General features: G+C 51.0%; 21 protein-coding genes. 7 read left to right on the top strand and 14 right to left on the bottom strand.

Annotation, left to right across the window (positions count from 1 at the left end):
• Nucleotides 1-222: 222 nt before the first annotated feature.
• From RIC19_RS08230 to RIC19_RS08220, 3 genes are read right to left on the bottom strand one after another with little or no spacing between them, the layout of a single operon-like run.
• Nucleotides 223-1,107 (bottom strand): AraC family transcriptional regulator, encoded by an 885-nt coding sequence (locus RIC19_RS08230; RefSeq protein WP_350177822.1) that lies wholly within the window; start codon nucleotides 1,105-1,107, stop codon nucleotides 223-225.
• Complete coding sequence (gene gnd / locus RIC19_RS08225; RefSeq protein ID WP_350177821.1) at nucleotides 1,104-2,519, bottom strand: NADP-dependent phosphogluconate dehydrogenase; 1,416 nt, start codon at nucleotides 2,517-2,519, stop codon at nucleotides 1,104-1,106. Before gnd ends, RIC19_RS08230 begins: the two co-directional genes overlap by 4 nt.
• The gene (locus RIC19_RS08220; protein WP_350177820.1) at nucleotides 2,509-2,967 is read right to left on the bottom strand and encodes an RpiB/LacA/LacB family sugar-phosphate isomerase; all 459 of its coding nucleotides are present in this window, start codon (nucleotides 2,965-2,967) and stop codon (nucleotides 2,509-2,511) included. Before RIC19_RS08220 ends, gnd begins: the two co-directional genes overlap by 11 nt.
• 112 nt (nucleotides 2,968-3,079) lie before the next feature.
• Between RIC19_RS08220 and zwf the strand changes: the two genes are divergently transcribed.
• The 3 genes from zwf to RIC19_RS08205 all read left to right on the top strand — a co-directional run bounded on the left by zwf (nucleotide 3,080) and on the right by RIC19_RS08205 (nucleotide 6,229).
• Nucleotides 3,080-4,582 carry a glucose-6-phosphate dehydrogenase gene (zwf, locus tag RIC19_RS08215; protein WP_350177819.1) on the top strand — a complete coding sequence of 501 codons (1,503 nt, stop codon included), beginning with the start codon at nucleotides 3,080-3,082 and terminating at the stop codon, nucleotides 4,580-4,582.
• Nucleotides 4,583-4,605: 23 nt separating this feature from the next.
• Nucleotides 4,606-5,331 carry a 6-phosphogluconolactonase gene (gene pgl, locus RIC19_RS08210; RefSeq protein ID WP_350177818.1) on the top strand — a complete coding sequence of 242 codons (726 nt, stop codon included), beginning with the start codon at nucleotides 4,606-4,608 and terminating at the stop codon, nucleotides 5,329-5,331.
• 268 nt (nucleotides 5,332-5,599) lie between these two features.
• Nucleotides 5,600-6,229, top strand: coding sequence for a class I SAM-dependent DNA methyltransferase (locus RIC19_RS08205; RefSeq protein ID WP_350177817.1), 630 nt, complete (start codon nucleotides 5,600-5,602; stop codon nucleotides 6,227-6,229).
• A gap of 42 nt (nucleotides 6,230-6,271) precedes the next feature.
• Here the strand turns inward: RIC19_RS08205 and RIC19_RS08200 are convergent, their stop codons facing one another.
• The 8 genes from RIC19_RS08200 to RIC19_RS08165 form a co-directional block, all read right to left on the bottom strand.
• The gene (locus RIC19_RS08200; protein ID WP_350177816.1) at nucleotides 6,272-6,619 is read right to left on the bottom strand and encodes a hypothetical protein; all 348 of its coding nucleotides are present in this window, start codon (nucleotides 6,617-6,619) and stop codon (nucleotides 6,272-6,274) included.
• Between the two features lie 71 nt (nucleotides 6,620-6,690).
• A complete protein-coding gene (locus RIC19_RS08195) occupies nucleotides 6,691-7,035 on the bottom strand; it encodes a hypothetical protein (RefSeq protein WP_293563941.1) in 345 nt (114 codons plus the stop codon).
• Nucleotides 7,036-7,527 (bottom strand): hypothetical protein, encoded by a 492-nt coding sequence (locus RIC19_RS08190; protein ID WP_350177815.1) that lies wholly within the window; start codon nucleotides 7,525-7,527, stop codon nucleotides 7,036-7,038.
• 971 nt (nucleotides 7,528-8,498) lie between these two features.
• Nucleotides 8,499-8,675 carry a hypothetical protein gene (locus tag RIC19_RS08185; protein ID WP_350177814.1) on the bottom strand — a complete coding sequence of 59 codons (177 nt, stop codon included), beginning with the start codon at nucleotides 8,673-8,675 and terminating at the stop codon, nucleotides 8,499-8,501.
• Nucleotides 8,676-8,718: 43 nt separating this feature from the next.
• Entirely contained in the window at nucleotides 8,719-8,847 is a 129-nt protein-coding gene (locus RIC19_RS08180) for a hypothetical protein (RefSeq protein WP_350177813.1), read from the bottom strand.
• A gap of 290 nt (nucleotides 8,848-9,137) precedes the next feature.
• The gene (locus RIC19_RS08175) at nucleotides 9,138-10,040 is read right to left on the bottom strand and encodes a GYDIA family GHMP kinase (protein ID WP_350177824.1); all 903 of its coding nucleotides are present in this window, start codon (nucleotides 10,038-10,040) and stop codon (nucleotides 9,138-9,140) included.
• 28 nt (nucleotides 10,041-10,068) lie between these two features.
• Nucleotides 10,069-11,424, bottom strand: a complete 1,356-nt coding sequence (locus RIC19_RS08170) for a hydroxymethylglutaryl-CoA reductase, degradative (protein ID WP_350177812.1) — start codon at nucleotides 11,422-11,424, stop codon at nucleotides 10,069-10,071.
• A gap of 67 nt (nucleotides 11,425-11,491) precedes the next feature.
• Nucleotides 11,492-12,550, bottom strand: a complete 1,059-nt coding sequence (locus RIC19_RS08165; RefSeq protein WP_350177811.1) for a beta/alpha barrel domain-containing protein — start codon at nucleotides 12,548-12,550, stop codon at nucleotides 11,492-11,494.
• Between the two features lie 534 nt (nucleotides 12,551-13,084).
• On the opposite strand from RIC19_RS08165, the gene RIC19_RS08160 reads away from it, so the two are divergent.
• Both RIC19_RS08160 and RIC19_RS08155 read left to right on the top strand, forming a co-directional pair.
• Nucleotides 13,085-13,675, top strand: coding sequence for a sigma-70 family RNA polymerase sigma factor (locus RIC19_RS08160; RefSeq protein WP_350177810.1), 591 nt, complete (start codon nucleotides 13,085-13,087; stop codon nucleotides 13,673-13,675).
• A 247-nt stretch (nucleotides 13,676-13,922) separates the two neighbouring features.
• Nucleotides 13,923-14,162: a hypothetical protein gene (locus RIC19_RS08155; RefSeq protein WP_350177809.1), complete on the top strand. Its 240-nt coding sequence runs from the start codon at nucleotides 13,923-13,925 to the stop codon at nucleotides 14,160-14,162.
• Between the two features lie 448 nt (nucleotides 14,163-14,610).
• On the opposite strand, the gene RIC19_RS08150 is transcribed toward RIC19_RS08155, so the two are convergent.
• The 3 genes from RIC19_RS08150 to RIC19_RS08140 form a co-directional block, all read right to left on the bottom strand.
• The gene (locus RIC19_RS08150) at nucleotides 14,611-15,336 is read right to left on the bottom strand and encodes a sulfotransferase family 2 domain-containing protein (protein WP_350177808.1); all 726 of its coding nucleotides are present in this window, start codon (nucleotides 15,334-15,336) and stop codon (nucleotides 14,611-14,613) included.
• 81 nt (nucleotides 15,337-15,417) lie between these two features.
• Nucleotides 15,418-16,116 carry a sulfotransferase family 2 domain-containing protein gene (locus tag RIC19_RS08145; RefSeq protein WP_350177807.1) on the bottom strand — a complete coding sequence of 233 codons (699 nt, stop codon included), beginning with the start codon at nucleotides 16,114-16,116 and terminating at the stop codon, nucleotides 15,418-15,420.
• A 233-nt stretch (nucleotides 16,117-16,349) separates the two neighbouring features.
• Nucleotides 16,350-19,856, bottom strand: a complete 3,507-nt coding sequence (locus tag RIC19_RS08140) for a hypothetical protein (protein ID WP_350177806.1) — start codon at nucleotides 19,854-19,856, stop codon at nucleotides 16,350-16,352.
• 260 nt (nucleotides 19,857-20,116) lie between these two features.
• Here RIC19_RS08140 and RIC19_RS08135 point away from each other — a divergent pair, with 260 nt between their 5' ends.
• Together RIC19_RS08135 and RIC19_RS08130 are read left to right on the top strand one after the other, a co-directional pair.
• Nucleotides 20,117-20,761 (top strand): MBL fold metallo-hydrolase, encoded by a 645-nt coding sequence (locus RIC19_RS08135; RefSeq protein ID WP_350177805.1) that lies wholly within the window; start codon nucleotides 20,117-20,119, stop codon nucleotides 20,759-20,761.
• A gap of 59 nt (nucleotides 20,762-20,820) precedes the next feature.
• Nucleotides 20,821-22,458 (top strand): M1 family metallopeptidase, encoded by a 1,638-nt coding sequence (locus RIC19_RS08130; protein ID WP_502930828.1) that lies wholly within the window; start codon nucleotides 20,821-20,823, stop codon nucleotides 22,456-22,458.
• Nucleotides 22,459-22,979 lie beyond the last annotated feature (521 nt).

Here is a 22,979-nt window from a genome sequence, read left to right as displayed (position 1 = left end):
GCACTATGCAAGGATCAAAAGCTTTTGCAGTACGGCAAAAAAGCACGGCTTGTCTGCCTATGACGAGCTGCTCAACGCCTGGCGGGGCGAGTCGTTCCTTCGCAGCTACGCTGCTGCAGGAAGCCCTACCTAAATAGTTACCTCTAATCATTGAGCTGATATGATGATTTTATTTTATTTATAGTGTCATTCCCGGCGGGCGGGTTGGTTTTGGCAGATCGTTTAGAGACTTTGGGCCGTAGCTCTTTTGCGATAATGAGAGGGGCTGCAGCCATAGGCGGCTTTGAAATCGGCACTGAAATGCGAAAGGTCTTTGAAGCCACACTCCATAGCGGTCTGCGTTATCGGGTAGGCCGTATGTTCCAACAGGTAGGCGGCGTGCTTTAGCCGGCGGTTGTGGAGCCACTGAGCAGGCGGGCAATCGAAAGCCTCCTTGAATTCCCGTTTGAATGCGGACAAGCTCCGCTGCGACAGTTGCGCAAACTGAGCAAGCGGAAGGTTGAGCATGAAGTTTTGCTCCATCACAGACGTCATCGCAGGCTTGCTTTGCAGCAAACCATTTAAAAACAGCGCGAAACTTTCGTTTTGCGGTTCGGCGATGAGGTTCAACAGTAATTCTTCCAGCTTTAGTGTCAATCCGCGGCGGCGTGCCTCATTGAGTGGCGTATTGAAGTAGGGGAGTACCGCATGGTAAAACTGGCTCATCGGTTCGGTAACATGCAACCGGATCCCCGGTGCCTGACTCGCACGGTTGGGGCTGGGGAGCAGGTCGGAATGCCGGCGGGCAAACTGCTTCAGAAAGGGGGCATCCAGAAAAAAAAGCGCACTTTGGAAAACACCCTGGTCAAGGGGCATTTCTGACATGAGGTAGCTGCCCTTGCGCAAAAAGAGCGCCTCGTCGGCAGTCACCGGAAATTTCGCTCCACCGGTTTCAATGATGGTTTTGCCCTGTAGTACAAAGACAATAAAATGCTGTGCAGACCATACCGGCACGCGCCTGTAGCGTTCGTAAGCCCGGTACTCAATAAACCGGAAACTTTTTTCTACTTCTATTTTGGGAAAAGCATCCGAATGCTCAAAGCGTTGATCAAGCTGTGTGATGCTCATGCTTCCCATTTGGTATGAAAAATGCCTTCGCGGTCAGTGCGCTCATAGGTATGCGAGCCAAAGAAGTCACGCTGTGCCTGCACGAGGTTGAGCGGCAGGCGCTCGTCCCGGTAGGCATCAAAGTAATGTAGAGTGGAAGACAGCGCCAGGGTCGGGACTCCAAACCGGGCGGCGGTTGGTACCACGCTTCTGGCAGCGCGTTGCCCGTAGAGCAGCGAACTATGGAATAATGGGGACCGGATCAGGTTGTTCAGTTGCGCGTCCTGCTGATAAGCCTGCCGCATGTCTTCCAGTATTTCCGCCCGGATAATACAGCCGCCTCTCCAAATCTTGGCTATAGTCTCCAGGTTCAGGTCAAATTTGTACTCCCGGGAGGCTTCCGCCAGCAGGTGCATACCCTGTGCGTAGGTGATCATAAAGGCAAAATGCAGCGCTTCCCCAACCTGATTGACCAACTGTGCTTGTTCCACGTCCGGATAGTCCTCAATTGACCGGCTGTAGTGGGGGGCGGTGGCAGTCCGTTCTGCCTTGAATGCCGATAAGCCGCGCATGGTCACCGCCGCATCAATAGTGGGCACAGGGATGCCAAGGTCCATAGCATTCTGTGAGGTCCATTTGCCGGTTCCTTTCTGTTTGGCCTTGTCCAGGATTTTATCGACCAGCCAGCCTTCACCCTGATCATCAGGTTGAGCAAAAATTTTGCTGGTGATTTCCACAAGGAAAGATTCCAGGGCACCTTCATTCCACCCTTTGAAGGTTTCGTGCAGGGCCGGATTGTCCAGCCCACCTATGTTTTTGAGGATGTCATAGGCTTCTGCCAGCAGCTGCATCAGTCCATACTCAATACCGTTGTGCACCATTTTGACATAATGCCCGGCAGCACCGTTGCCAAGGTGGGCAACGCAGGGCTCGCCTTTAGCCTTGGCGGCTACGGCCTCGAGTATAGGCGCCACCAACCGGTAGGCTTCGGGGTCACCGCCCGGCATGATGCTTGGGCCCCGCCGGGCACCTTCTGCCCCTCCGGAGACCCCCATTCCCATGAACCGGATGCCTTTAGCTTTGAGCTGTTCGAAGCGGCGGTCAGTATCGGGAAAATAAGAATTGCCACCGTCAATAATGAGGTCGCCTTCTCCAAGGTGGGGCAGGAGAGAGTCGATGACACTATCTACCGCCTTACCTGCCGGCACCAGTAACATGATCTTCCGGGGCGGGCTAAGGGCTTGCACAAAAGTTGCGGTATCTGTAGTGCTCATCACAGGTTTGCCGGCACCCTCTTCTTCCAGCGCAGCTGCTTTTTCTGCATCGAGGTCGAGCCCGGCAGCGGAGAAGCCATTATCCAGCACGTTGAGAATGAAGTTACGGCCCATTACACCCAGGCCAATCATGCCAAAATCGTATCCTTTATTGTCCATCCTTGGAGTTTTCGATTTGTTGAAGTTTGTTAAGGCGGCGCTCATGCCGGGCTTCGCCACTGTACTGCGCTTTCGCGAAAGCGAAGACCAGCTCCCGTGCTAGTTCCGGGCCAATGACTCTGCCGCCCAGACAGAGGAGGTTCATATTATCGTGCTCTACCCCCTGCCGGGCAGAGTAGGTCTCTGTAATCAGAGCCGCCCGTACGCCTTTGGTTTTGTTGGCGACGATGGCAGCGCCCACCCCGCTACCGCATACTGCTATGCCCCTGTCTACGGTGCCCGCTGCAACGGCTTGCGCGAGCGGGTGCACGAGGTCTGGATAGTCGTCCTGAGCATCGTATTCGTGGGCACCGAGGTCAGTGGTTTCAAAGCCTGCTTCCTGTAGCCAGCCGGCCATTTGGTTCTTAAGTTCGAAGCCGCCATGATCGGCGGCTAATCCAATCTTCATAGGTATTTAAATATCAATTGTAAAACTTTAGCGGCTATCCAGCCTTTTCTTAAAACAGGGCTGTGCATTCCTGGTTGCATGGTGCTGCTCGATTTCATCAAAAAATAACCCAATGGACCCACAGGTATTTGTGATTTTCGGAGCTTCCGGTGATTTGGCGAAGCGCAAACTGCTGCCCGCTATTTATGAACTCTACTGTAGTGACCTGCTACCCGAATCTTTCGCTGTGCTGGGGGTCAGCCGTACCGAATTCAGTGATGAGGCTTTTCGGGAAGCGGTTTTTACCGACAACGAATTTATAGAGGACAACAAGAGGAAGGACTTTGCGCAAAAGCTCTTTTACCAGCCTATTGATACACTGGAAGGAGCCGATTACCCCAAGGTCCGGGCCCGCCTGCAGGAAATTGATGAGCAAATGGGCACAGCGGGCAACTACGTTTTTTACCTGTCTGTGCCGCCGCGGCTGTACACGGAAATCCCGAAATATCTGGCACAGGAAGGGCTGAACAGTAACGAAAAGAGCTTTCGGCGCCTGATTATTGAAAAGCCATTTGGGTACGATCGTGCCTCGGCGGAAAGCCTCAATAAGAGCCTGCAACAATACTTTGGCGAAGATCAAATCTTCCGCATTGACCACTATCTGGGCAAGGAGACGGTGCAAAACCTCTTGGTCACCCGCTTTGCCAACGGCATCTTTGAGCCGCTTTGGAACCGCAATTACATCCACCATATTGAAATCACCTCTGCTGAGAAAATCGGTGTGGGAGACCGGGGCGGTTACTACGATTCGTCCGGCGCATTGCGGGATATGGTGCAAAACCACCTGCTGCAAATTGTGGCTCATATTGCTATGGAGCCACCGATCAATGCAGATGCCGGGTCTATTCGCAGCGAAAAACTGAAACTTTTTAAAGCCCTGCGCCCGATCGCAGAGTCAGAAGTGGCTAAGTACGCCATCCGGGGGCAGTATATCGCGGCGGAAGTTCAAGGGAAGCAGGTGAAAGGCTACCGGGAAGAAAAAGGCGTAGGTGAGGACTCCATGACGGAGACCTACGTTGCGCTGAAGTTTTTTATCGACAACTGGCGCTGGGCGGGTGTCCCTTTTTACATCCGCACCGGCAAAAACCTGCCGACCAAAGCTACCGAAGTGGTCGTTTACTTCAAGTCACCGCCCCATCACCTGTTCCGCAGCAACGAAGAAATGATGAATATGAACAATCAGCTGATCATCCGGATACAGCCGGATGAAGGCTTGCTGCTGCAATTTGGCATGAAAGTGCCTGGGTCTGGCTTTAATGTGAAGAACGTAGAGATGGACTTCCATTACTCTGACCTGACGGATGCACACGTCCCTGATGCCTATGAGCGTCTCATCCTGGATGCCATGAAGGGGGATGCCACCCTTTACGCCCGTGGGGACAGTTTGGAAGAAGCCTGGCGATTTGTGGACCCCCTGCTCAATGCCTGGAAAAATGACCCGGACATCAAGCTGTACGGCTATCCCGCTGGTACCTGGGGCCCGGATGTTGCCGATAATCTGATTGAAGGCGAGCGGGTGAGTTGGCGAAACCCTTGCCGTAATTTGACAGACTCCCGGAATTTTTGCGAACTTTAAGACTAAACAAAACTCAGCGTCATATGCACATCCACATCTCTGATACCCCCGGGCAGGTGGCCCGCGATTTCGCCAAATTCTTTGAAGCGTGGCTGGCTGAAAAAGACGGCCCCGTTCATGTAGCCCTTTCCGGCGGCAGTACCCCTGCTGCGCTTTTCCGCCTTTGGGCAGAAGAATACCCCAATCGGATAGACTGGGAAAAAATTCATTTTTACTGGGGCGATGAGCGCTGTGTGCCTCCCGATGATGAGGAGAGCAACTTCAAAATGGCAAGCGACCTGTTCCTCGCACCTGTAGGCGTGCCTTCCTGTAATGTTCACCGGTTGCGGGGGGAGCTGCCTGCTGAAGCCGAAGCGGGCCGCTATGCAGAAGAAATAGAGGAGAACCTGCCGGTCGGGAACGGCTGGCCGGTTTTTGACCTGATCATACTCGGTATGGGCGGTGACGGCCACACGGCATCCATCTTCCCTTACCAAATAGAGCTCATGGAAGCGGATGAGGTTTGTGCGCTGGCACAGCACCCCGATACGGATCAGGAGCGCATTACACTAACGGGCAAGGTGCTGAACAATGCCCATGATGTTGCTTTTTTGGTTACTGGGCAGAGCAAAACGAGCAAAGTTGCTGCGATTTTGAATGAAGAAGAAGGCGCACAGGCTTTTCCGGCAGCGCATATAAAGCCTGTCCACGGTAAGGTGCATTGGTTCCTGGATCAGAAGGCGGCACAGGGCGTGGATGAGAAGGTTTGAAAAGTGCGGATAGGAGTGAAGAACAAGCTCTTATAACATTGGCTTCGAGCGGTTCAAGCAGTACGTTGGCTATATGTTTTAAATCGGACAAAAACTGTAAGCCGTCAGGACTGCTGCCCGGGCGGGCCTTTTCTGTTGTCGGGTATCGCGTTCGCACTGTTGTTTTTCCATCTTGGTGCTCTTTTGAAATTCAGGTCATGCGAATTCCGGGAGCTGTACAGTTAGAATAGCAAACAGGCCGTGCAAGCTGTCCAACTACAAAAAAAACATGGACAAAAACGCAAATCTCAGAATACTTGCCGCAAAAACAAGAAGCGTGTACGAGCAGTACGGCTTACAGTATGACACCGAGCGGAGCCGGTTACTGTTCGAAAGGAAATGGCTCCGCCGGTTTGAGGATCTGTTGCCACCATCAGCGGCTATTCTTGATGCCGGCTGCGGGGGAGGGGAGCCGATAGCACGCTATTTAATTCAGCAGGGCTATGCAGTCACGGGTATCGACTTCGCAGCGCCTATGGTTGAGCTGGCGAAAGCGCGCTTCCCCCACAGCACCTGGTACCGGATGGACATGCGGGCGTTGGATTTGCCACAACTCTTTCAGGGCATCATCAGCTGGCACAGCTTTTTTCACCTGACGCCCGCTGAGCAACGCGCAACTTTGGTCCGGTTTGCCCAACATTTGCAACCGGAAGGCCTGCTCTTGCTGACCGTGGGTCCTGATGCAGGGGAAGTCACCGGGCGCGTGGGCGGGCAACCGGTCTACCACAGCAGCCTTTCGCCGGCAGCGTATCAGGAAGTACTCAATAGCCTTGATATGACGATCCTTGACTTTGTACCAGAGGATCCGGAATGTGATTTTGCTTCGGTGCTGCTTTCTCGGAAGATGGCGTCGTTGTAGAAGGAAAAACACTGATATAACCAGGTACAACGTTTGGTCCGGTTACGCGCCTTTGAGCTTTTTTATCCTTTCGGTCAGCGCAGCAGGCACCTCCTCCCACTCCTGTAATTGCTCCAGCACCTGCCTGATCACCGCCTGCCGGAATCTTTCAGCAGAAGCATTCTCCCGTTCGACAGGTATATACCATGCAATTTGGGTTTCATCCCAGTCAAAGGTGTCTCTGTCTTTATTGATACGAAGGTCAATGACCACGTATAAAACAGGCAGGGTCAATCCTTCTGTTGCGGTATTGAAATCATCTTCCAGCTCCGTCAGGGCATCAGGGACAAATTTCAAATCAGCTTCTTCGGCCATCAGGCCGAGGCGGAAAGTGCGGGGGGTGAAAATCATAAAAAACAGGAATTCTTCCCTTGTTATCTTACAAAGACCAATGATTAATTAGGCTGGTTCCTATTGGTGTATTATGTATCCCCGAGTAGCATTATCTTATCGGTCAACAGTTCAGGAATGCCTTCCACACCATCTAGCCATTTAGTCAACTGTCCGACTACCTCCGAACGAAAATTAGTCAGCTCCATACCCTGCAAGCATAAATGCAGTATTACTTTCCCTTTTGTCAATTCCAAGCTATCTTCTGCGGGGTATTTGCGGAGATCTAAGGTCACGTAAATCGTAGGCAACTGTTCCTCTCCAACGATTGCATTCAGATCATCTTCCAGCTTATTGAACTTATCGTGTATGGCTGGGAGATCTTTTTCTTCGACCATGAGACCGAGGCGGAAGGTACGGGTGGTGGTAGTTTTCATTTAAGTATCTCGTTTGTTCCCAGGTGGACGTATTAATGGATGTTGTCTTTTAAGGTTCTCCGGAAGTAATGCATACGTATAAATCTTAATCTTTTCTTGCTTCAAGCACTCTTGAAGTTGACCTGTATACTGAATGGTATAAATTAATCGGCGATCTAGAAGTCCAGTGCCATACCTTTCTTTTTCACCTTTTCTAGTTACGCCAGACTTCCAAACTTCACTTTTAAGGAGAAATATGCGGTCCGTGTTTTTGCAGTGAAAACAAGGATACCATCCATCTATTGCGGCAACTAAGGCATACTGTTCAGCATTCTCAAGCTCTTCCAGCTCCTTTTCCAGCTTTTGCCTTCTTTCAGGTGAAAGTTTAGCGAAATCGCTCCCGTAAAACAGCAGAGCAGTGCTGCCAATCAAAAGTATCAGCAATATCACATAACGCTCCCAGCTTCTTTTATCCATCGGTATCAACCGCGGCGGCTTCTTTTTGACAACCATACAAAATAGGATTAAGCCCATGCAAGGCCACAAAGGCGAATGAGTCTATTTTGCAAGTTGGGGAAGTGACCGATGATTGTAATGGCCACAGATATAGATCAATATTAAATCTTTTGGGGCGAAAAAGCAAGGGGGGCGAGCTCTGTCGGGGCGCTTTCTCCAGGTCTTTACCGGGGTCCGGCAGGTTCTCCCGCTATACCAGGGGGTGCGGAGCTATAGTTGAGGGATGCATTTTTGCTAGGCAGGAAAACCAGTAAATATGCTGTCTTCCTAATTTAGGGAATAGCGCTTTAATTTCCTGCGCCGTTGTCTGTTTATCAGTTATCGGCGCTTCCTTGAGTAGGTTATCTTATCATCAAACAATTCAAACTTGAAGCCGTCAGCGGTCTATTGGTCTGCCTCATAAGCTGTATCTCATTCGTCAACTTGTAGAATCCCCGTATCACGCCTTGGTGCTTCCGTGATTAGGCACCTGACGCTGTAGTCGTCAACGATCAGTTGAACCGGTAATTGAAGGTGTGACCCCCTACAGGGTCAGTGCTGGCATATTGCCTGCGTTACTGATGGGAGACCCCGCTGGGGTCTGTTTCAGTACATCGGGGGGGTAGCTTTTCGATGTCACCTAGCTCTGTGCGCTTATAAGCCCGTACCGGGCAGCCTGCTGACACCTGCTTAGCTGAAAAACCTTAGATTCCGGTAAAGAAAAGCATCCTCAAATGTCTGCCCGGCAAGAGATTGCCCGACCCGGCGTGGCGGTATGGCAGGCAGGCTTCACAGGCAGGTTCTCTGGTGAAAAACTATACCCGGTTGCACAGACAGGAGCTCACGTGGAATGATGAACTTACTTTTATCCGGCCCCTGACGCTGTAGGCGTCAAATATCAGTTGAACTGGCAATGAAGTGGTATGCCCGACCCTGTAGGGGTCGCACCTGCTTTCTCTTTGACTGCCTTTTGGCCATGCCTTATTGTTTCAGACCTCCACTGCCTCATATTCCACCTCCCCCATCCCAAAGGCCGGGTCCCTCAGCTTCACCTCCGCCCAGCTCAGCCCGTAGAGGCGGTAGACGAGGAGGTCGATCTGGGCTTTGAACGCAGTGTTGATCGTGAAGAAAATGCCTCCAAAAACAAAACAGCCAGCCTCCCCCACAGGAAAGCCGGCTGTTCCAGTCTCTTCAATGCTGAGGCGGTCTTTACATCGCCCGCAGTGCCTTCACCAGGTAGGTCAGAGAGAAGGGCAGTACTACCCAAAACCACTCATTCATAAAAATCAGCATGAAGATCATAATGGCAGTGGATACCAGGAACAGGATCCAATCCATTGCATTTGATTTATTTTCCGCATTTGCTTCCATATCTCGATTGTTGTTTACTGTTAATTGGATGGGCCCGGGCGGATGTCCCGGACGCTTGTGCCTTACAAAGCACTCAACGGCGTCAAAAATAAGAAGTATTCCCTAATTGCCCAAGGTATCGGGCAAATCGTGTTGCCGAACATGGGCCATAAATGGCCCGTTTTGACAGAAAACCGAATAATGAGACATTGCTGTACCGTTTTGGCTGCTCTATTCTTTGCTTCCTCTGGTTTGTTTGGATGCTAAACATAGCATCTCTAAACAAAACTTTCATAATCAAAAACCGTCTCAAAACCTTTGACTTTAAAGTACTGCTGCACGGCCTGAGGAGGCTTCTCACTGATAGCCATGACGAAGTCGCCGCCCCAGGCCCCCAGAGATTTAATAACACCCGGGAAGTTGGGGAAGTGTTTTTCCTTGACCATCGGCAAATTGAGGGTTTCGGAAATCAGTGCTTCGTGTTCTTCCAGGATAAGGGTCGCTTCGACGGCATTACGTGCTTGCAGGAACAGCAGAGTGAGCTCCGAAAGCCGTGCCCGAAGCTTCTCTGTGCCACTGCCCCGGCGGCGGTATCTCTCGATCCCTTCCCGGGTGTCTTGTTTTTGGTTCAGGAAAACGAAGCAAATATGTGCTGCAAACGCGGGCACGAAGGGGATTTCCACATAAGCAGGTTTGCCCTGCCGCCGCTGGAAAAGTACCGGGTGTGGGCTGTTGGCGCAAGCAATATCATAGCCCGATCCGCCAAAGGTATCTTCAAGTAGTTGAAAAGGGTCTACACCGGCCCAGCGGGCAATACCGGCAATCAGGGTGGAACTGCTGCCCAGCCCCCACTCACGGGGAAATTCCAATTGTGTTTCAAAAGAGAGGTAGGGCTGATTGCTCCAAAAACCCGGGCGTTGTTTTTCAATGCCCTGGAAAATGGTCTCCAGCCGTTTGCCGGTTTTCAGTTCATTGGCTTGGAGCAGCATGCCGCCTGCGGCAAATGCGCCCTCAAACCAAGGCGTCCCATCCAGCAATCGGCTGGTCCAGGTATGCCGGGCCTGAGAAGTGGCGGTCCGGATGCGGAGCCACTGCCCGCGCCTTAGCGGCAGCCCGAGGGCAAGAGCACCGTCCAATACGGCGTATTCGCTGGTCAACAGGACTTTACCGTTGGTATGAATGGCTTGTTCGATGATGGTTTGGTTTTAGCTATTTTTTCAAAAAGTGTTCGGGGATCAGCCGTTGGTTACGGCTCTGCTTGATGTAGTCCCGTACTGCGGTAAAAGAGACAACTTTGTCGGCAAAAAAGGCAGCTGCCTGCTCCTGCTCTTCCGGTGATGCTTTGAGGTGGTTGAGAATATTGAGCAGGTGCATTTTCATATGCCCCTTTTGGATACCCGTGGTGACCAGTGAACGGATGGCAGCGAAGTTTTGTGCGAGGCCGGTCGTCGCAATGATCATCATGAGCTTTTCTGCACCAGGGTGCCCCAGCATCTCCAGCGACAGGCGGGCAATAGGGTGTAGGCGAGTCAGTCCGCCAACGGTACCTACGGCTAGCGGCAGGTCCATCCAGAATTTAAAAACACCATCCTCAATACTACAACTGCTAAGGCTGCGGTAGCGCCCATCGCGGGCAGCGTAGGCATGGCCGCAGGCTTCGATAGCCCGGAAGTCATTGGCGGTGGCCAAAACCACAGCATCAATGCCGTTGAAGATGCCTTTGTTGTGCGTTGTGGCGCGGTAGGGGTCGATCTGCGCAATGCGAATGGCCTTTGCGAACTTGTGCGCGAAGGTATTGGCATCCATATTTTGACCGCCGGCCTCAAGGGCTTCCACCGGGCATTCCACCCAGGTGCGTACCACGCATTCCGGCGTATAGTTGGAAAGAATCGCCATGATGATTTCCAGAGCAGCTTCTTCCTGATTGAGGGGAGCATGGCCCGATACAAACCGCTGTAAACTCATACCGAATTCTTCCAGTACCGAGTTGATGAAGTTGGCGCCCATGGAGTCGCAGGTCTCAAACGTAACCCGCAGCTGATAGTAGCCAGGCTCTTCTGCGGTCAGGTCAACGAGCTCAATCTCCTGAATGCCGCCGCCCCGCTTTTCCATATTAGCTGTAATGTGGCGGGTATCTTCCCGGAGCTGCTTTTCGATGGCTGGCATAGCGGTTTTCAGTGCCGCCCCCTCGCCCGTCCAGCTGAAGTGAACCTGGCCGACCTTTCGGGTGGAAAGGACTTTCGCGTGAAATCCTCCCCGTTTTGACCAAAACTTGGCCGCGCTGGAGGCCGCAGCCACTACGGAGCTTTCCTCGATGACCATAGGCACAGCGTACACTTCACCATTGATGACAAAGTTGGGCGCGATACCGAAGGGGAGGAAGTGGTTGCTTACTGTATTTTCACTAAAGCCATCAAACACGCGCTGCTGCTCGGCATCCGCGTGCCAAAAGCTTTTGAGCTCCTCAATAGTGGCCTGGGGGTTTTCAAAAAACTGCTCTGCAATCCAGTCTAGTTTTTCTTCCTTGGACAGGCGCGAGAAGCCTGAAATCATCTTGTCCTGCATGTCTTTTTATTAAGCTGTCGGTGCCGGGCACCACGTTGTCTCGTTACTGTGTGTTGTTGAAATGTTTTTACCGGACCTGAAGAAACGCATTGGCCAGTTCCAGCCCTTCGATCTGAGCAGCAACATAAGCCTGCAATTCGTCATAGCTGCCGCGTGCGTGTTGCAGAAAGCTGGAAGCTTGCCCGTAGATGGACGGCGCCTTGAGTTTTTGGGTCAGGTAGTACCCATCTAAAAAGGTACCTACACCACCAGAAATGATAAACTGCCGGCAAAGGGCTTTATCCCCAAGTTCCTGCAGGAGCGCGTTGGTGACCATCGTCATCTCGGTAGCGCTATGGCCAACGTAGGCTAACTGCTCGTAGATGGCTGCTTTGCCTTCGTCGCCCCGGAGCATTTCCAGGCGGGCGAAGTTGGTGCCGCCATTAGCCGCGAAATCTATAGCGGCCAGTGGCAGTTGCATCAAAGCCCGGAGGCTTTCGGGGCCCATGCCCTGGCCGACTTCCTTCACAATTACCGGCAAGTCCAGTTTGTCGAGCACGGTTTCGATCACCTGCAATGGGGTGCGCACAAAACGGTCGCCTTCCGGTTGGAGCCACTCCTGCATAGGGTTGACGTGCACGATGAGGCCATCTGCCTGTAGCTTGTCTATTAGTTCCTGCACCCGGTAGAGTTCCCCCTGATCTATTAACTCTTCGATCTGTGCAACACCCAGGTTGGCGAATAAAGGCAAATCATCGCCGATTTCCTTACGGACATCAAAGTCCGGAAGGCTATCGTTGCTGTAGAGCAAAGGGCGGCAGGAGCCCAGCCCCATACCCATCCCAAACTCCTTGCAAGCCCGGGCCAGATTGTGGTTGATGGTATTCGCCCATTCCGTACCTCCGGTCATACTGGAGACCCATACCGGTGCGCGCATCGTCTTGCCCAGGAAAAGAAAGCTTTTGAGGCTGCCCCGCTCAGGGTGCCCCGAAAGCAACGGCTCATAGTAGAAGCGCTGGTCCAGTGTACCGCTTTCAATTTGAGAACGGAACGCCAGCTCAATATGATCGCGCTTCCGGGAGGAAGCCGTAGGGTCTTGTTGGGGTGATAATGTATCCACATCTAATGGTTTGCTCGTAAAGGTCATAAAAATCGTGGTTTTGTCCAGCAAAAATTAGCACCGGATTGACAAACGGTGGTGCCCGATCAGGAACGATGAAAGAAAAAGTATGGGGTTTGGTGGAACACAGGTCTCTTGCCCGGGCCGGGCAGCAACTTGACTTAAACTGCGTGCACACAGGCGGATATGAATGATGCAGTGCATCAAGGAGCCGGGGCATAAGCCGCAGATACAAAGATTTTTGACGCCGTATTGGCGCAAAAGCTCATAAGCCAAATGCTGAAGCCATTCTTTAATCGGGTCTTAAATTTCGAGGTGAAACAATAGCTTCTGTAAATGGTTCCCGCTGACTGGCGGTTTATGGTAGGGAGGGCGTAAAGCTGTCAGGGATGCTCTTAGTTTTTTTTAAGGCAGGAAACTTTTTTTTTCTGATTTCAGTTAATGGTGTTGTGTAGTACAAAAATCGACAGAAATAGGGCTGTTGAAGCTTATTTTGGGGCACAAAAAAATAGGCTATGTACGATTTCCAACTCCCTGCTGATTGTAAAAAATACTATCTTTATGGTACAGACGAAGGAAATAACAACGATGAGCAGTTCGAATAGCAACGTTTTCGAGGAAGAATTCCTGCCCCAGATTGATGCCTTGTACACCTTCGCGTACCACCTGACCTATAACGAGGAGGACGCTAACGATTTGGTGCAGGAGACCTACCTGAAAGCTTATCGTTTTATTGATAGCTACAACGCTGGCACCAATGCCAAGGCGTGGCTGTTTAGAATCCTCAAGAACGCCTTCATCAATCAATACCGGAAAAAGAGCAAGCAGCCTACTCAGGTAGACTACGAGGAAATCATCAATTACCACGATGAGGAAGACTCGAGCCTGACCAGCTATCATGACTTGCGGGAAGAGATGTTTCAGGGGATGATGGGCGATGAGGTCACCAACGCGATTAATGCCCTGCCGGTTGATTTCCGTGTTGTGATTCTACTTTGCGATGTAGAAGGCTTCACGTATGAAGAAATTTCCAAGATTGTAGATATTCCAATCGGAACGGTGCGCTCCCGTTTGCACCGGGCCAGAAATATGCTCAAAGAGCAATTGCAAACTTATGCGCAGTCTTTGGGCTACAAAGACAAACGCAAATAATTCGTTAACCTACTACTCAAAGTAGCCCGCCAACGAAGCCTTCGACAGGTGGATGTCCCACCTCAGGCTTCGTTGCCGGCTACCGCTAAACGCAAAGAGATGCAACGCCTTATTAAACTACACTTCTTGCCAGATACCCTTCAATATTCACACCCTGTGAGTACGAGTGGTTCTACGGTACAGCCTTGGCGATGCTTCTGTTTGACGTTAGCCGGGCGGACTACCGAACAGTAAAAAACGTATCACAATGAGAGATCAGAATTATCAGGAACTCGTCAGGAAAGTCACGATGTATCTAGACAACGAACTCAGTGAAAGCGATGAACGAGAACTGCTGATTGAAATCAAAGCCAATCCCGCCTACCTGAAAGTCCTTAGTCAGGAAAAATCCTTCCGGGAGTTTATCAAGAGCAAAATCCACCGCCGAAAACCTTCCCCCGCGCTTATTCAGTCCATTAAAGATAAGATTAGAGTTGCAACGGTTTAAGACCGTGATTAAGAGCATGTTTGGAGCTCGTTGCTATTGCAAATCAACACTTTATGAACCCCGCAGAAATGCGGGGCAAGCTCTGACTTCCTCACTAAATTTTCATTTAGCCCGCTAAACTCAAATTTAGTGACTTTGCCAGAGCCATAAATCCTTGATTTTTATGATGAAACCGCTCCAAACATGCTCTAAAGCATAAACACCCTGTGATTGTACGGGGTAGCAACGGCTGCTGTCCTCTTATTCAGGGGAGCAGCCGTTTTGTATTTCCGGCAGCTTGGTTTTTTAGATTTTAGCCTGATTGTACCACCCAGCATCAGCTGGATTCAATGCGGTGGGGCGGCTTTGTTTCTCCGCTGCGGTCTTCTCAACAGGCAGTGTGTTGTTTTTTCTGAGGTTGGAAAGTACTCAGTGTAAAAGCCTTAGGTGAAGCCTCCTGAGATTCCTCTCAGTCCCAATGCCCCTGATCAGCGAGCTGCCTGGCTTTCTCGTAAAGGGTTAGGTCTTTATCATTATACGCACAGATTTTTGAGATCAACTCCTCAGTGGGGGCAGGCAAAGCCTGTTTAGCCTTTTGGTTGTCGTTGATGCGGAGTTCAAGGTGCTCAGGGGCAAGTTGCCAGCCCAGCTTTTTCCCTAGTTTAACCACATCTTTGTTGAAGTGCTCCTGGAAGCCAACAAAAAAGAGGTCCTCCAACGCTATGCCTTCCAAATAGCGGGACATAACGTTTCTCCGGTGTTCCCGCCGTATAAACCTTTTAAAAGGAGTCAGTTGTTTAGTGGGGTCCTTTTTCTTTAAGTCGGGATACTCAGAGGTCCGGTAGAAATAGTAATTGGAAATGACCCGGTCTACCGGGTGGCGCAGCCAGGTGAGATACTGGGAAGAAGGCAGCCCGACACGCGCTATTTGCTGATAGGGCAAGTGCCCATGTATGACCGGATAATGGCTTGTCGGGTAATCTTCTAACTGTTCATTGCGCTGTTTCAGATAGTGGTGGTCGAGAGATAAGACCCCTTCATGCCCGTATTGAGCTCTCAGAATTTCCCGGAAAGTCCGTCCCGCCGTTTTAGGAATGTGTATCGATAGCAGATAAGGGTAGGGGCGCCCCGTGGCGGCATACCACTTACGCTTTAATAGTCTGGTATAGTCACGTATGGATAGAGAACTGAGCAAGGCAGTAAGGTTTTACGATCACAAATAAAACCAAAAAAAATCAGAGATCAAGCCGGCTCCCTGAGGAAATCCAAACCGGAGCTACTGCCAGTACCCTTTTGACCGCAACATCACAGCCTCTTCGTACAGGGCCATATCCTTAGTGTTGAGCCGTGCGATTTCGTTCTTCAGGCTTTCCGGTGTGGATGTCCGCAGGTTAGGTTTAGCGGTGTTGACATTGATGCGCATCCGGTAGTGGTCTTCGGGGAGCTGCCAGCCTAATTTTTGAGCAAGGGTCCGGAGATCATCGGGGTAGTGCTCCTGCAGCCCAATAAAGAGACACTCACTTGGTTTGAGTTCCCCCATGAAGCGAGTCATGACATTGCGCTTCCTCGGGCGGTGAATATACTCTTCCAGAGACATGAGCTGCAGGTCCGGGTCTTGCCTCTTGCGGGTTACGTAGCCATTTGTGCAATAGAAGTAGTAGTTGGAGAGCACCCGGTCTACCGGGTGGCGAAGCCAGGTAATCCATTGGGTATCTGCCATCTTGTAGGGCAACAATTGCTCGTAATGCAGATGCCCGTGCACAACCGGGTATTGGTTTACCGGATAGTCAGCAAGAGTTTCCTTACGTTTTTTCAGGTATTGAAAATCGAGGGTTAGAATACGGTCTTCTCCGTACTGTTCTTTCAGGGCTTGACGGAAAGTCCTCCCCGCTGTTTTGGGGATGTGGATACAGAGCAGCAGTGGATAAACCTCTTCATATGAGGCTTCGTTATATTTTCCGGAAGTGTTTAGCAAACGGCGAAGCATTTTTATGAATATTAGACTTGATGCGTCGGGGATCATTACAGGTTTAAAACAGCGCTGCCTCTTCCCATCCCTGTAGAACCGGGATGCCTTTTTTAGTCAATGAGCTCAGGCTAAGCTTCGGTTTTCGTACCCCTGCCTGCCTGGCAAACCCGTTTGGCAGGCAGGTCGTCTAACCAAAAAATGGTTAGTTTTCGGCTAGAAGACAAAAGTCCCAACACGCTCTAAAAATCTGTACCTATAGAAAGGTAGAACATCGGGTCCTGCACTTTACGGGTCTCAATCCCCCAGGCGTAATCAAGGCGGACAAAGTAGCCGAACAACATCGCCCGAACACCGCCTCCATACCCGGCCACGATGGGGTCCCTGAAGTAATTGACCTTAACAGAAACCAGCCCGCTGTTTTCAACGACGGAGGTGTTGAGCGGGTTTTCTTCGCTGTAGGGGTTACTGCCTTCCCAGGCGGTGCCGACATCAAAGAAGCCGACAAGTTGGAAGTTGCGGAAGAACTGGGAGCGTACCCGGTTGGAGAAGTACTTGAAGATAGGCATCCGAAGCTCAATATTCGATAGCAAATAGGAGCTGCCATTCCGGATGTTCAGGTCAAAGCCGCGCATATTGGTCGCCAGTGCCTGAAAGGCGATATCATCGCCTGCTGCCGGGATAGGAATCTCGTTGTTGAAGCTGTTGAACAGCCAGTTGTCAACACCACCGAGGAAGTAAATCATGCGCTCTGAACCAAAGGAAGTGGCCCCAGCAGCCCGCAGCGCAATGACAGAATGCTTGAGAAACCGCTGATAGTGCCGGGCATCAAAGCCGACGATGCCCATAGCGCCCCGGGCAAAGTCCAGAGAGGCACCATCTGTAAATTGCAGATCGAAGGTCTTTACCCCTTCTACAAAAATCTTATAGCGGGAGCCATTCTTGATGTTAAGGGCTACGTCCAGCGTATTGTCAAATACGTATTCCAGCTTAAGGCCGGCCCGTTCTTCACTTTGCGTAGGGACTTCCAGGGAGCTGCGCTCGGTAGCCAGTTGCGTAACCCGGTCGCGGCGCAGAGTGCCCGTTGCCCGAAGGCTCCGGAAGATATCAAGTGGATAGCGTACAGCGTACTGCCCAAGCAGGATGTTCACCTCCCGCCGGCTGGGTACAAATGATAGGCTCTCTGAGGAGAACTGCTGATTGCGCCGGTACATGGCATACTGCCGGTCAAGCCGGCGCTTTTTGTCTTTGAAAATGACAAAGTATTCCGTCCCGTTAAAGGTCGTAGGTACGCGCACGCCCCCTTCAAATTCATAATCCTCAAACAGGTCTTTGAAATTTGCCTTGAGCAAAATGCCAGGGTTAGGCAGGTTGAACCCATCGGGGTTGGCCGCAAAGCTGTTCAGCCCATCAAATAACAGGCTGTTATCCAGTTGTGTCGTCACATAATCGGTCCTGAATTCCAGGCGGTAGGGAATGATTTTGGAAGACCGGAACTCGTAGGGCTTCTTTGTGCGCAGCCCGGGGCGGTTGATCACATCTGATAACTGACGGTTGCCAGTAATAATGCGGACCTGCTCCGGCTCGTTCTGGTCGCTGGACTCTTCGACGATGATGACCGTTGGCTCACTTTCTTCATCATCAAATTCACTTTGGAAAAGATAGTTGTCAATATCCACTTTGCCTGTATCCCGCTGACTTTCATTCACCCTGACCGTATCCACCCTTACCTGGTCCGCTTCTTTCAGTACAGACATCGTTGGGGGCTCAATAGTGGATGAAGAGGGCTTTCGTTTTTGGGACTGAACAACAATCGTCTTTTCTACTTCTGCTGTCCGCTGTTGCTGAAAACCCGTTGCACTGGTTCTACTGATGGCCTCTTCCGGGTCAGGTTGGAAAAGATAGATTTGGTGCTGCCCGTTTTCCAGAACGAGCTGTGCTGCCCGGTTAGTCCTTTTGGCACTGTTTTGGCGCAGAATGCTGCGGTGGTAGTTCGTATTGGGCTGAGTGACCGCCCGTTTCTTAACGACCGGCTCTATAGTAATGGTATCAATTAGCGTGCTGTCCAGGGCGTTCATCATTGAGTCAACGTGCAGGCGGATCTCAGAGCCATCGTCCAGTAAGATAATCTGATCATAGTGATGAATGTACTCCTCCAGATAGCCCGATTTTCGGTTGTAAATACCAGATTCATCACTCAGATAGGAAAACCAGGTGGTATCTACAGCCATGGGCTCCCGCTCATTGGCATAGGGGGTATTGGTGATGCGGACGAGCTCCTCAGAGCGGTCTTCCAGATCGTAGTAAAACAGGTCGAAGTCGTCGATAGGCAGAATGCTGTCAAGTTTCTCCCGCTCCAGGAGCGTATCCTGCCGGTTGGAGGCAAAGATGATACCGCGGCGGTTGTCGATTTCCACGTAAGTGGCGTCAAGGTCGTCCCAGAAGTCATCGGTGATGCGCTGCGTCTGCCGGGTGTTGGTATAGTAGAGGAAAATATCAGAATGCCCCCGCACCGTAGCTGATAACACCAAGGTGATCGGGTTGACGTAAGACATGCTGTACACCCGCTGATATTCAGACGATAGCGTTTCTTCTTTGTGCTTTCCGGTCCGGGTATTGTAAATGCGCAGGTAGGCGACGTCCCGTTTTTCGTATAAGATGGCCAGTTCCTGTCCGTTGGGGTTCCAGTCAACGATGGGGTAGTTGTAGTCTGTGGCCTGGAAGGCATTGCGGAAGCCACCTTTGAAAATCCGTTCGGAGCTTCCCTTGGCAATATCGTAGAGGTAAATGTGGTGTTTGCCAATTTCGTTAATGATATAAGCTATCTGTAGGCCATCCGGGCTGATTTTTACCCGGGTCACGGGCAGGTTGCGCTTGTTTTTGATCGGTAGCGAGGCCATAGGCAGCGTATCCCGGCGCTGCTCTTCCACGGAGTAGCGGTTTTTGTAGAAGACCGCCCAGTCTAAGCCAACCCGCTCGTAAGGCATGCCCAGGACATACAGGAAACCATTTTCAATACTCCGGTTGATCCGGGTCAGGTAAAGCAGATTGGAAACCTGTGATTTGCCATACTGCTGGCTAATAAAGTGCCAAAGCGAATGCCCGGCAAGTTTGGGGTCGCGTTCGGCGAGCAGCTCGAAACCCTCAAATTCATCGGATAGGATGTAGTCGCGCAGCTGATTGTCCAGGTCGGCATTCCAACGCTCGCCTACGTAGCCGACCAGCCCTTCTTTAAACCAGACCGGGAGATTCATCATCACGGCGTTCTGAACAATCTCCTGGATATTGGAGCCAAAGAGCATAGCGTTCAGGTATACGCTTGCAATGCCCTCGCGGACCTGTTTGCGCAGGTTCCGGTGGTTGCCGTCGAAGTAAACAAAGACCTTATTGCCCACAATCTTAGTCTGCCCGGCCGTGTTCATGAAGGTGTCTTCGCTACCGATATTGCTCTGCTTGACATCCGTCAGGTCTGTATATACGATGATCTGTATCTTCTCATTGATCCGGTGCTCAAGCACGTTTTGAATTTCCTGGAAGTCGTATTCCGCCAGTTGTACGACCGCCTGCCCGATGTAGCGGCCCTCGCCGTACCAGTAGGTGATGAAATTATCACTTTCGTACTGCGACCATTCGTCAAAACCATCGTGGTACTGTACACGGTTCTTACCAAACTCCACCTGTATACCCTGAGCGGTAACAACGGCGGCTGGCAAGAGAAGACAAAGCAGTGAAAGTAAGTGCAATCTCATATGGATGAATATATTTGGGCGCATTGGGCGGAGCCTTAGCAGTAGTTTCAGTAAAAAGTACGCCCTTATAAGACAGTCATACCGGGGCATCAGTTTATATTTAAGGGTAGTAATTTTGCTATACGGGTTACTTTATCGTTCTATTGAGAACGGAAAAAGACAAACTTTCTTTTGTGCCCCGGGCCGATGCTCAGAGAATGATTGGTATTTTTTCTGTTTTCACTGATGCCGGGCAATTTTAATTAACTTGCCTGAAAAAAATGGCGGAAGTACTTAAACGGACCTTCAACCCTTTTCAGGAGAATACCTACATCGTCTATGATGAAACCGGCGAGTGTGTCATCTTTGACCCTGGCTGCTATGCAGGCGAGGAGAAAGCCGCTTTGAAGGCGATGATTGAAAAGCATGAGCTGACCCCCGTCCGCCTCATCAATACCCACTGTCATATCGACCACGTCTTAGGCAATCAATTTGTGATGGATACCTATGGGCTGGAGTTGGAGCTGCACGAAGGGGAAGTCCCGGTTTTAAAAGCCGCGCCACAGTCGGCTGCTATGTTTGGCCTGCCAATGCCCTCGGGCAGTTTCGCCGGTACGCCGGGCAAGTTCATCGAGCCCGGTGCAACAATTACTTTCGGGAATACCACACTGAAAGCCTTGTTCACGCCCGGTCATTCGCCGGCAAGCCTTTCTTTTTTCTGTGAGGCCAACCGTTTCCTGATTGCCGGCGATGTGCTTTTTATGGGGAGCATCGGCCGTACCGACCTGCCCGGCGGAGACTTCGATACCCTGATCCGGAGTATTCAGAACGAGCTCTTCCCCCTCGGTGATGACGTGACCGTGTACCCGGGGCACGGGCCGGAGACGAACATTGGGTACGAAAAGCAGCATAACCCCTTTTTATAAGCCCAATTTTTACCTGATTGCCATCGTTTCATTGCTGTGACACTATAACTTTTTGATCTATGAACCGCATTGCTCTTTACGCTAATCTCGTTGGCATTATGGCTTTTTTGCTTTTGCCCGCTGCCCTGTTTGCTCAATTTAACCGGCAGGATACCCTGCGTGGGTCCGTAACGCCCGAAAGAGCCTGGTGGGACCTGACCTATTACCACCTCGATATTGAAGTGGACCCTGCACAGCGCACCATCAATGGGCACAATACCGTGCAGTACCGGGTGCTGGCCCCAGGCACGCGCATGCAAATCGATCTGCAGCCACCCATGGAACTCCGCAGCGCCACCCAAAACGGGCAAAACCTGGACTATAAAAGGGTCGGGAACGTGTACTACATTCAAGTGCCGGAAAACCTGAAGCAGGGCCAAGTGTACGAACTGCAGCTCGGATACGGTGGTCACCCCAAAGTAGCCGTACGGGCACCCTGGGATGGCGGGCTGAGCTGGGAAGAAGACGGCAAAGGCAATCCCTTTGTAGCCACTTCCTGTCAGGGAGAAGGGGCGAGCCTTTGGTGGCCCTGTAAAGACCATATGTACGATGAGCCGGACAGCATGTTGATCAGCGTTACCGTGCCCGACTCCCTGGTAGAGGTTTCTAATGGAAGGTTACGCAAGGTAGTACCGAACGAAGGCGGCACCCACACTTACCACTGGTTTGTGGATAACCCCATCAATAACTATGGCGTAAATGTGAACATCGGGGATTATGCGCACTGGTCAGAAACGTATCAGGGTGAGCAGGGGCCACTGGATTGCAGCTATTACGTATTGCGCGCCAACCTGGAAAAAGCCAAAGCTCAGTTTAAGCAGGTGCCCATGATGCTGGAAGCCTTTGAGCATTGGTTTGGGCCTTATCCCTTTTACGAAGATGGGTTCAAATTGGTGGAAGTCCCTTATCTGGGCATGGAGCATCAGAGCTCCGTCACGTATGGAAACAAGTATCAGAATGGCTACCTGGGCATGGACCTGAGCGGCACCGGCTGGGGCAAAAAATTCGATTTCATCATTATCCACGAAGCAGGGCACGAGTGGTTTGCCAATAATATCACCTACAAAGATATTGCCGATATGTGGGTGCACGAAGGGTTTACAGCTTATTCAGAAAACCTGTACCTCGACTACCACTACGGCAAAGAAGCGAGTGCGGCCTACGTAACCGGTACCCGGAAAGCCGTTATGAATGACCGCCCGGTCATCGGGGACTACGGGGTGAACCACGCCGGGTCCTCTGATATGTATTACAAAGGCGCGAACATGTTGCATACCATCCGTACCTTAATCGGTGATGATGAAAAATGGAGGAATATCCTCCGTGGGCTGAATAAAGATTTTTACCACCAAACCGTGACCACGCAACAGATAGAGCAGTACCTGATCAAGCACTCCGGTCTTGACCTGCAGCCGATTTTTGATCAGTACCTGCGCGACACACGCATACCTGTGCTCGCTTATCAATGGAAGAACGGCCGCCTGCACTACCGGTGGGAGCAAACGGTGGATGGCTTTGACATGCCGGTGAGCCTGCTGTACAATGGTCAGCCTATCGAATTAAAGCCAACTACCGCCTGGCAGCACCAGAAACTCAAATCAACGGATGACCTGAAAGTACAGCGCGATTACTATGCGAAGCTAAGGGAGGAAAAGTAACAACATTGCTTTTAATGTAAATCCTATAGGTTAAGAGGGTTTAGAGCTTGTTGGGATTTTGCTTTTGGAGCGAACGCAGCAAAATTTCGTTCTGAGTTAGGCGTGATGCACTCTTGAATCACACAGCCTTGCTGCGTGACCGAAGAGCAGGACGAAATTTGGCAAGAGCAGCCCAAAGGGTAAACTCCCAAAAAGCTCTTATCAGCAAAAGCTCCGCCGGGCATTACCGGGGGAGCTTTTGTGGTTTAAAGTATATTATTCCGGTAATACATACCTGTTAAGTAGGTTTTTTGGTGTAAAATCTATTCTGGGATATAAAAAGCTAATTAATTTGAATTTCATTGAACAAATTTGGAGAATATGCTGTATGTTTGACATTAAATTCTGGACCGGTCTGGGGAAAAGGGAGAAGCTTTGTCAGCACGACAGAGTAACGTCTCTTTATTCCGATATACTGCATTAACTCGAAAGCCTACTTACAATTTTGCCCAATTTTGCTTCTTGTGTGCGCTAGCGCACAG

Source organism: Phaeodactylibacter sp. (genome assembly GCF_040219495.1).
Lineage (GTDB): Bacteria > Bacteroidota > Bacteroidia > Chitinophagales > Saprospiraceae > Phaeodactylibacter.
Note: the sequence above shows the minus strand (reverse complement) of the source record. Positions and strands in the feature narration are given on the sequence as shown.

Bases quoted from the DNA above. Each gene is read 5' to 3' on its own strand.
- RIC19_RS08130 (WP_502930828.1), top strand. From the start codon at position 20,821: ATGAACCGCATTGCTCTTTACGCTAATCTCGTTGGCATTATGGCTTTT.
- RIC19_RS08170 (WP_350177812.1), bottom strand. From the start codon at position 11,424: ATGCAGGACAAGATGATTTCAGGCTTCTCGCGCCTGTCCAAGGAAGAA.
- pgl (WP_350177818.1), top strand. From the start codon at position 4,606: ATGCACATCCACATCTCTGATACCCCCGGGCAGGTGGCCCGCGATTTC.
- RIC19_RS08190 (WP_350177815.1), bottom strand. From the start codon at position 7,527: ATGGTTGTCAAAAAGAAGCCGCCGCGGTTGATACCGATGGATAAAAGA.
- RIC19_RS08165 (WP_350177811.1), bottom strand. From the start codon at position 12,550: ATGACCTTTACGAGCAAACCATTAGATGTGGATACATTATCACCCCAA.
- RIC19_RS08135 (WP_350177805.1), top strand. From the start codon at position 20,117: ATGGCGGAAGTACTTAAACGGACCTTCAACCCTTTTCAGGAGAATACC.
- RIC19_RS08200 (WP_350177816.1), bottom strand. From the start codon at position 6,619: ATGATTTTCACCCCCCGCACTTTCCGCCTCGGCCTGATGGCCGAAGAA.
- zwf (WP_350177819.1), top strand. From the start codon at position 3,080: ATGGACCCACAGGTATTTGTGATTTTCGGAGCTTCCGGTGATTTGGCG.
- gnd (WP_350177821.1), bottom strand. From the start codon at position 2,519: ATGGACAATAAAGGATACGATTTTGGCATGATTGGCCTGGGTGTAATG.
- RIC19_RS08230 (WP_350177822.1), bottom strand. From the start codon at position 1,107: ATGAGCATCACACAGCTTGATCAACGCTTTGAGCATTCGGATGCTTTT.
- RIC19_RS08205 (WP_350177817.1), top strand. From the start codon at position 5,600: ATGGACAAAAACGCAAATCTCAGAATACTTGCCGCAAAAACAAGAAGC.
- RIC19_RS08140 (WP_350177806.1), bottom strand. From the start codon at position 19,856: ATGAGATTGCACTTACTTTCACTGCTTTGTCTTCTCTTGCCAGCCGCC.
- RIC19_RS08160 (WP_350177810.1), top strand. From the start codon at position 13,085: ATGGTACAGACGAAGGAAATAACAACGATGAGCAGTTCGAATAGCAAC.
- RIC19_RS08180 (WP_350177813.1), bottom strand. From the start codon at position 8,847: ATGGATTGGATCCTGTTCCTGGTATCCACTGCCATTATGATCTTCATG.
- RIC19_RS08155 (WP_350177809.1), top strand. From the start codon at position 13,923: ATGAGAGATCAGAATTATCAGGAACTCGTCAGGAAAGTCACGATGTAT.
- RIC19_RS08195 (WP_293563941.1), bottom strand. From the start codon at position 7,035: ATGAAAACTACCACCACCCGTACCTTCCGCCTCGGTCTCATGGTCGAA.
- RIC19_RS08220 (WP_350177820.1), bottom strand. From the start codon at position 2,967: ATGAAGATTGGATTAGCCGCCGATCATGGCGGCTTCGAACTTAAGAAC.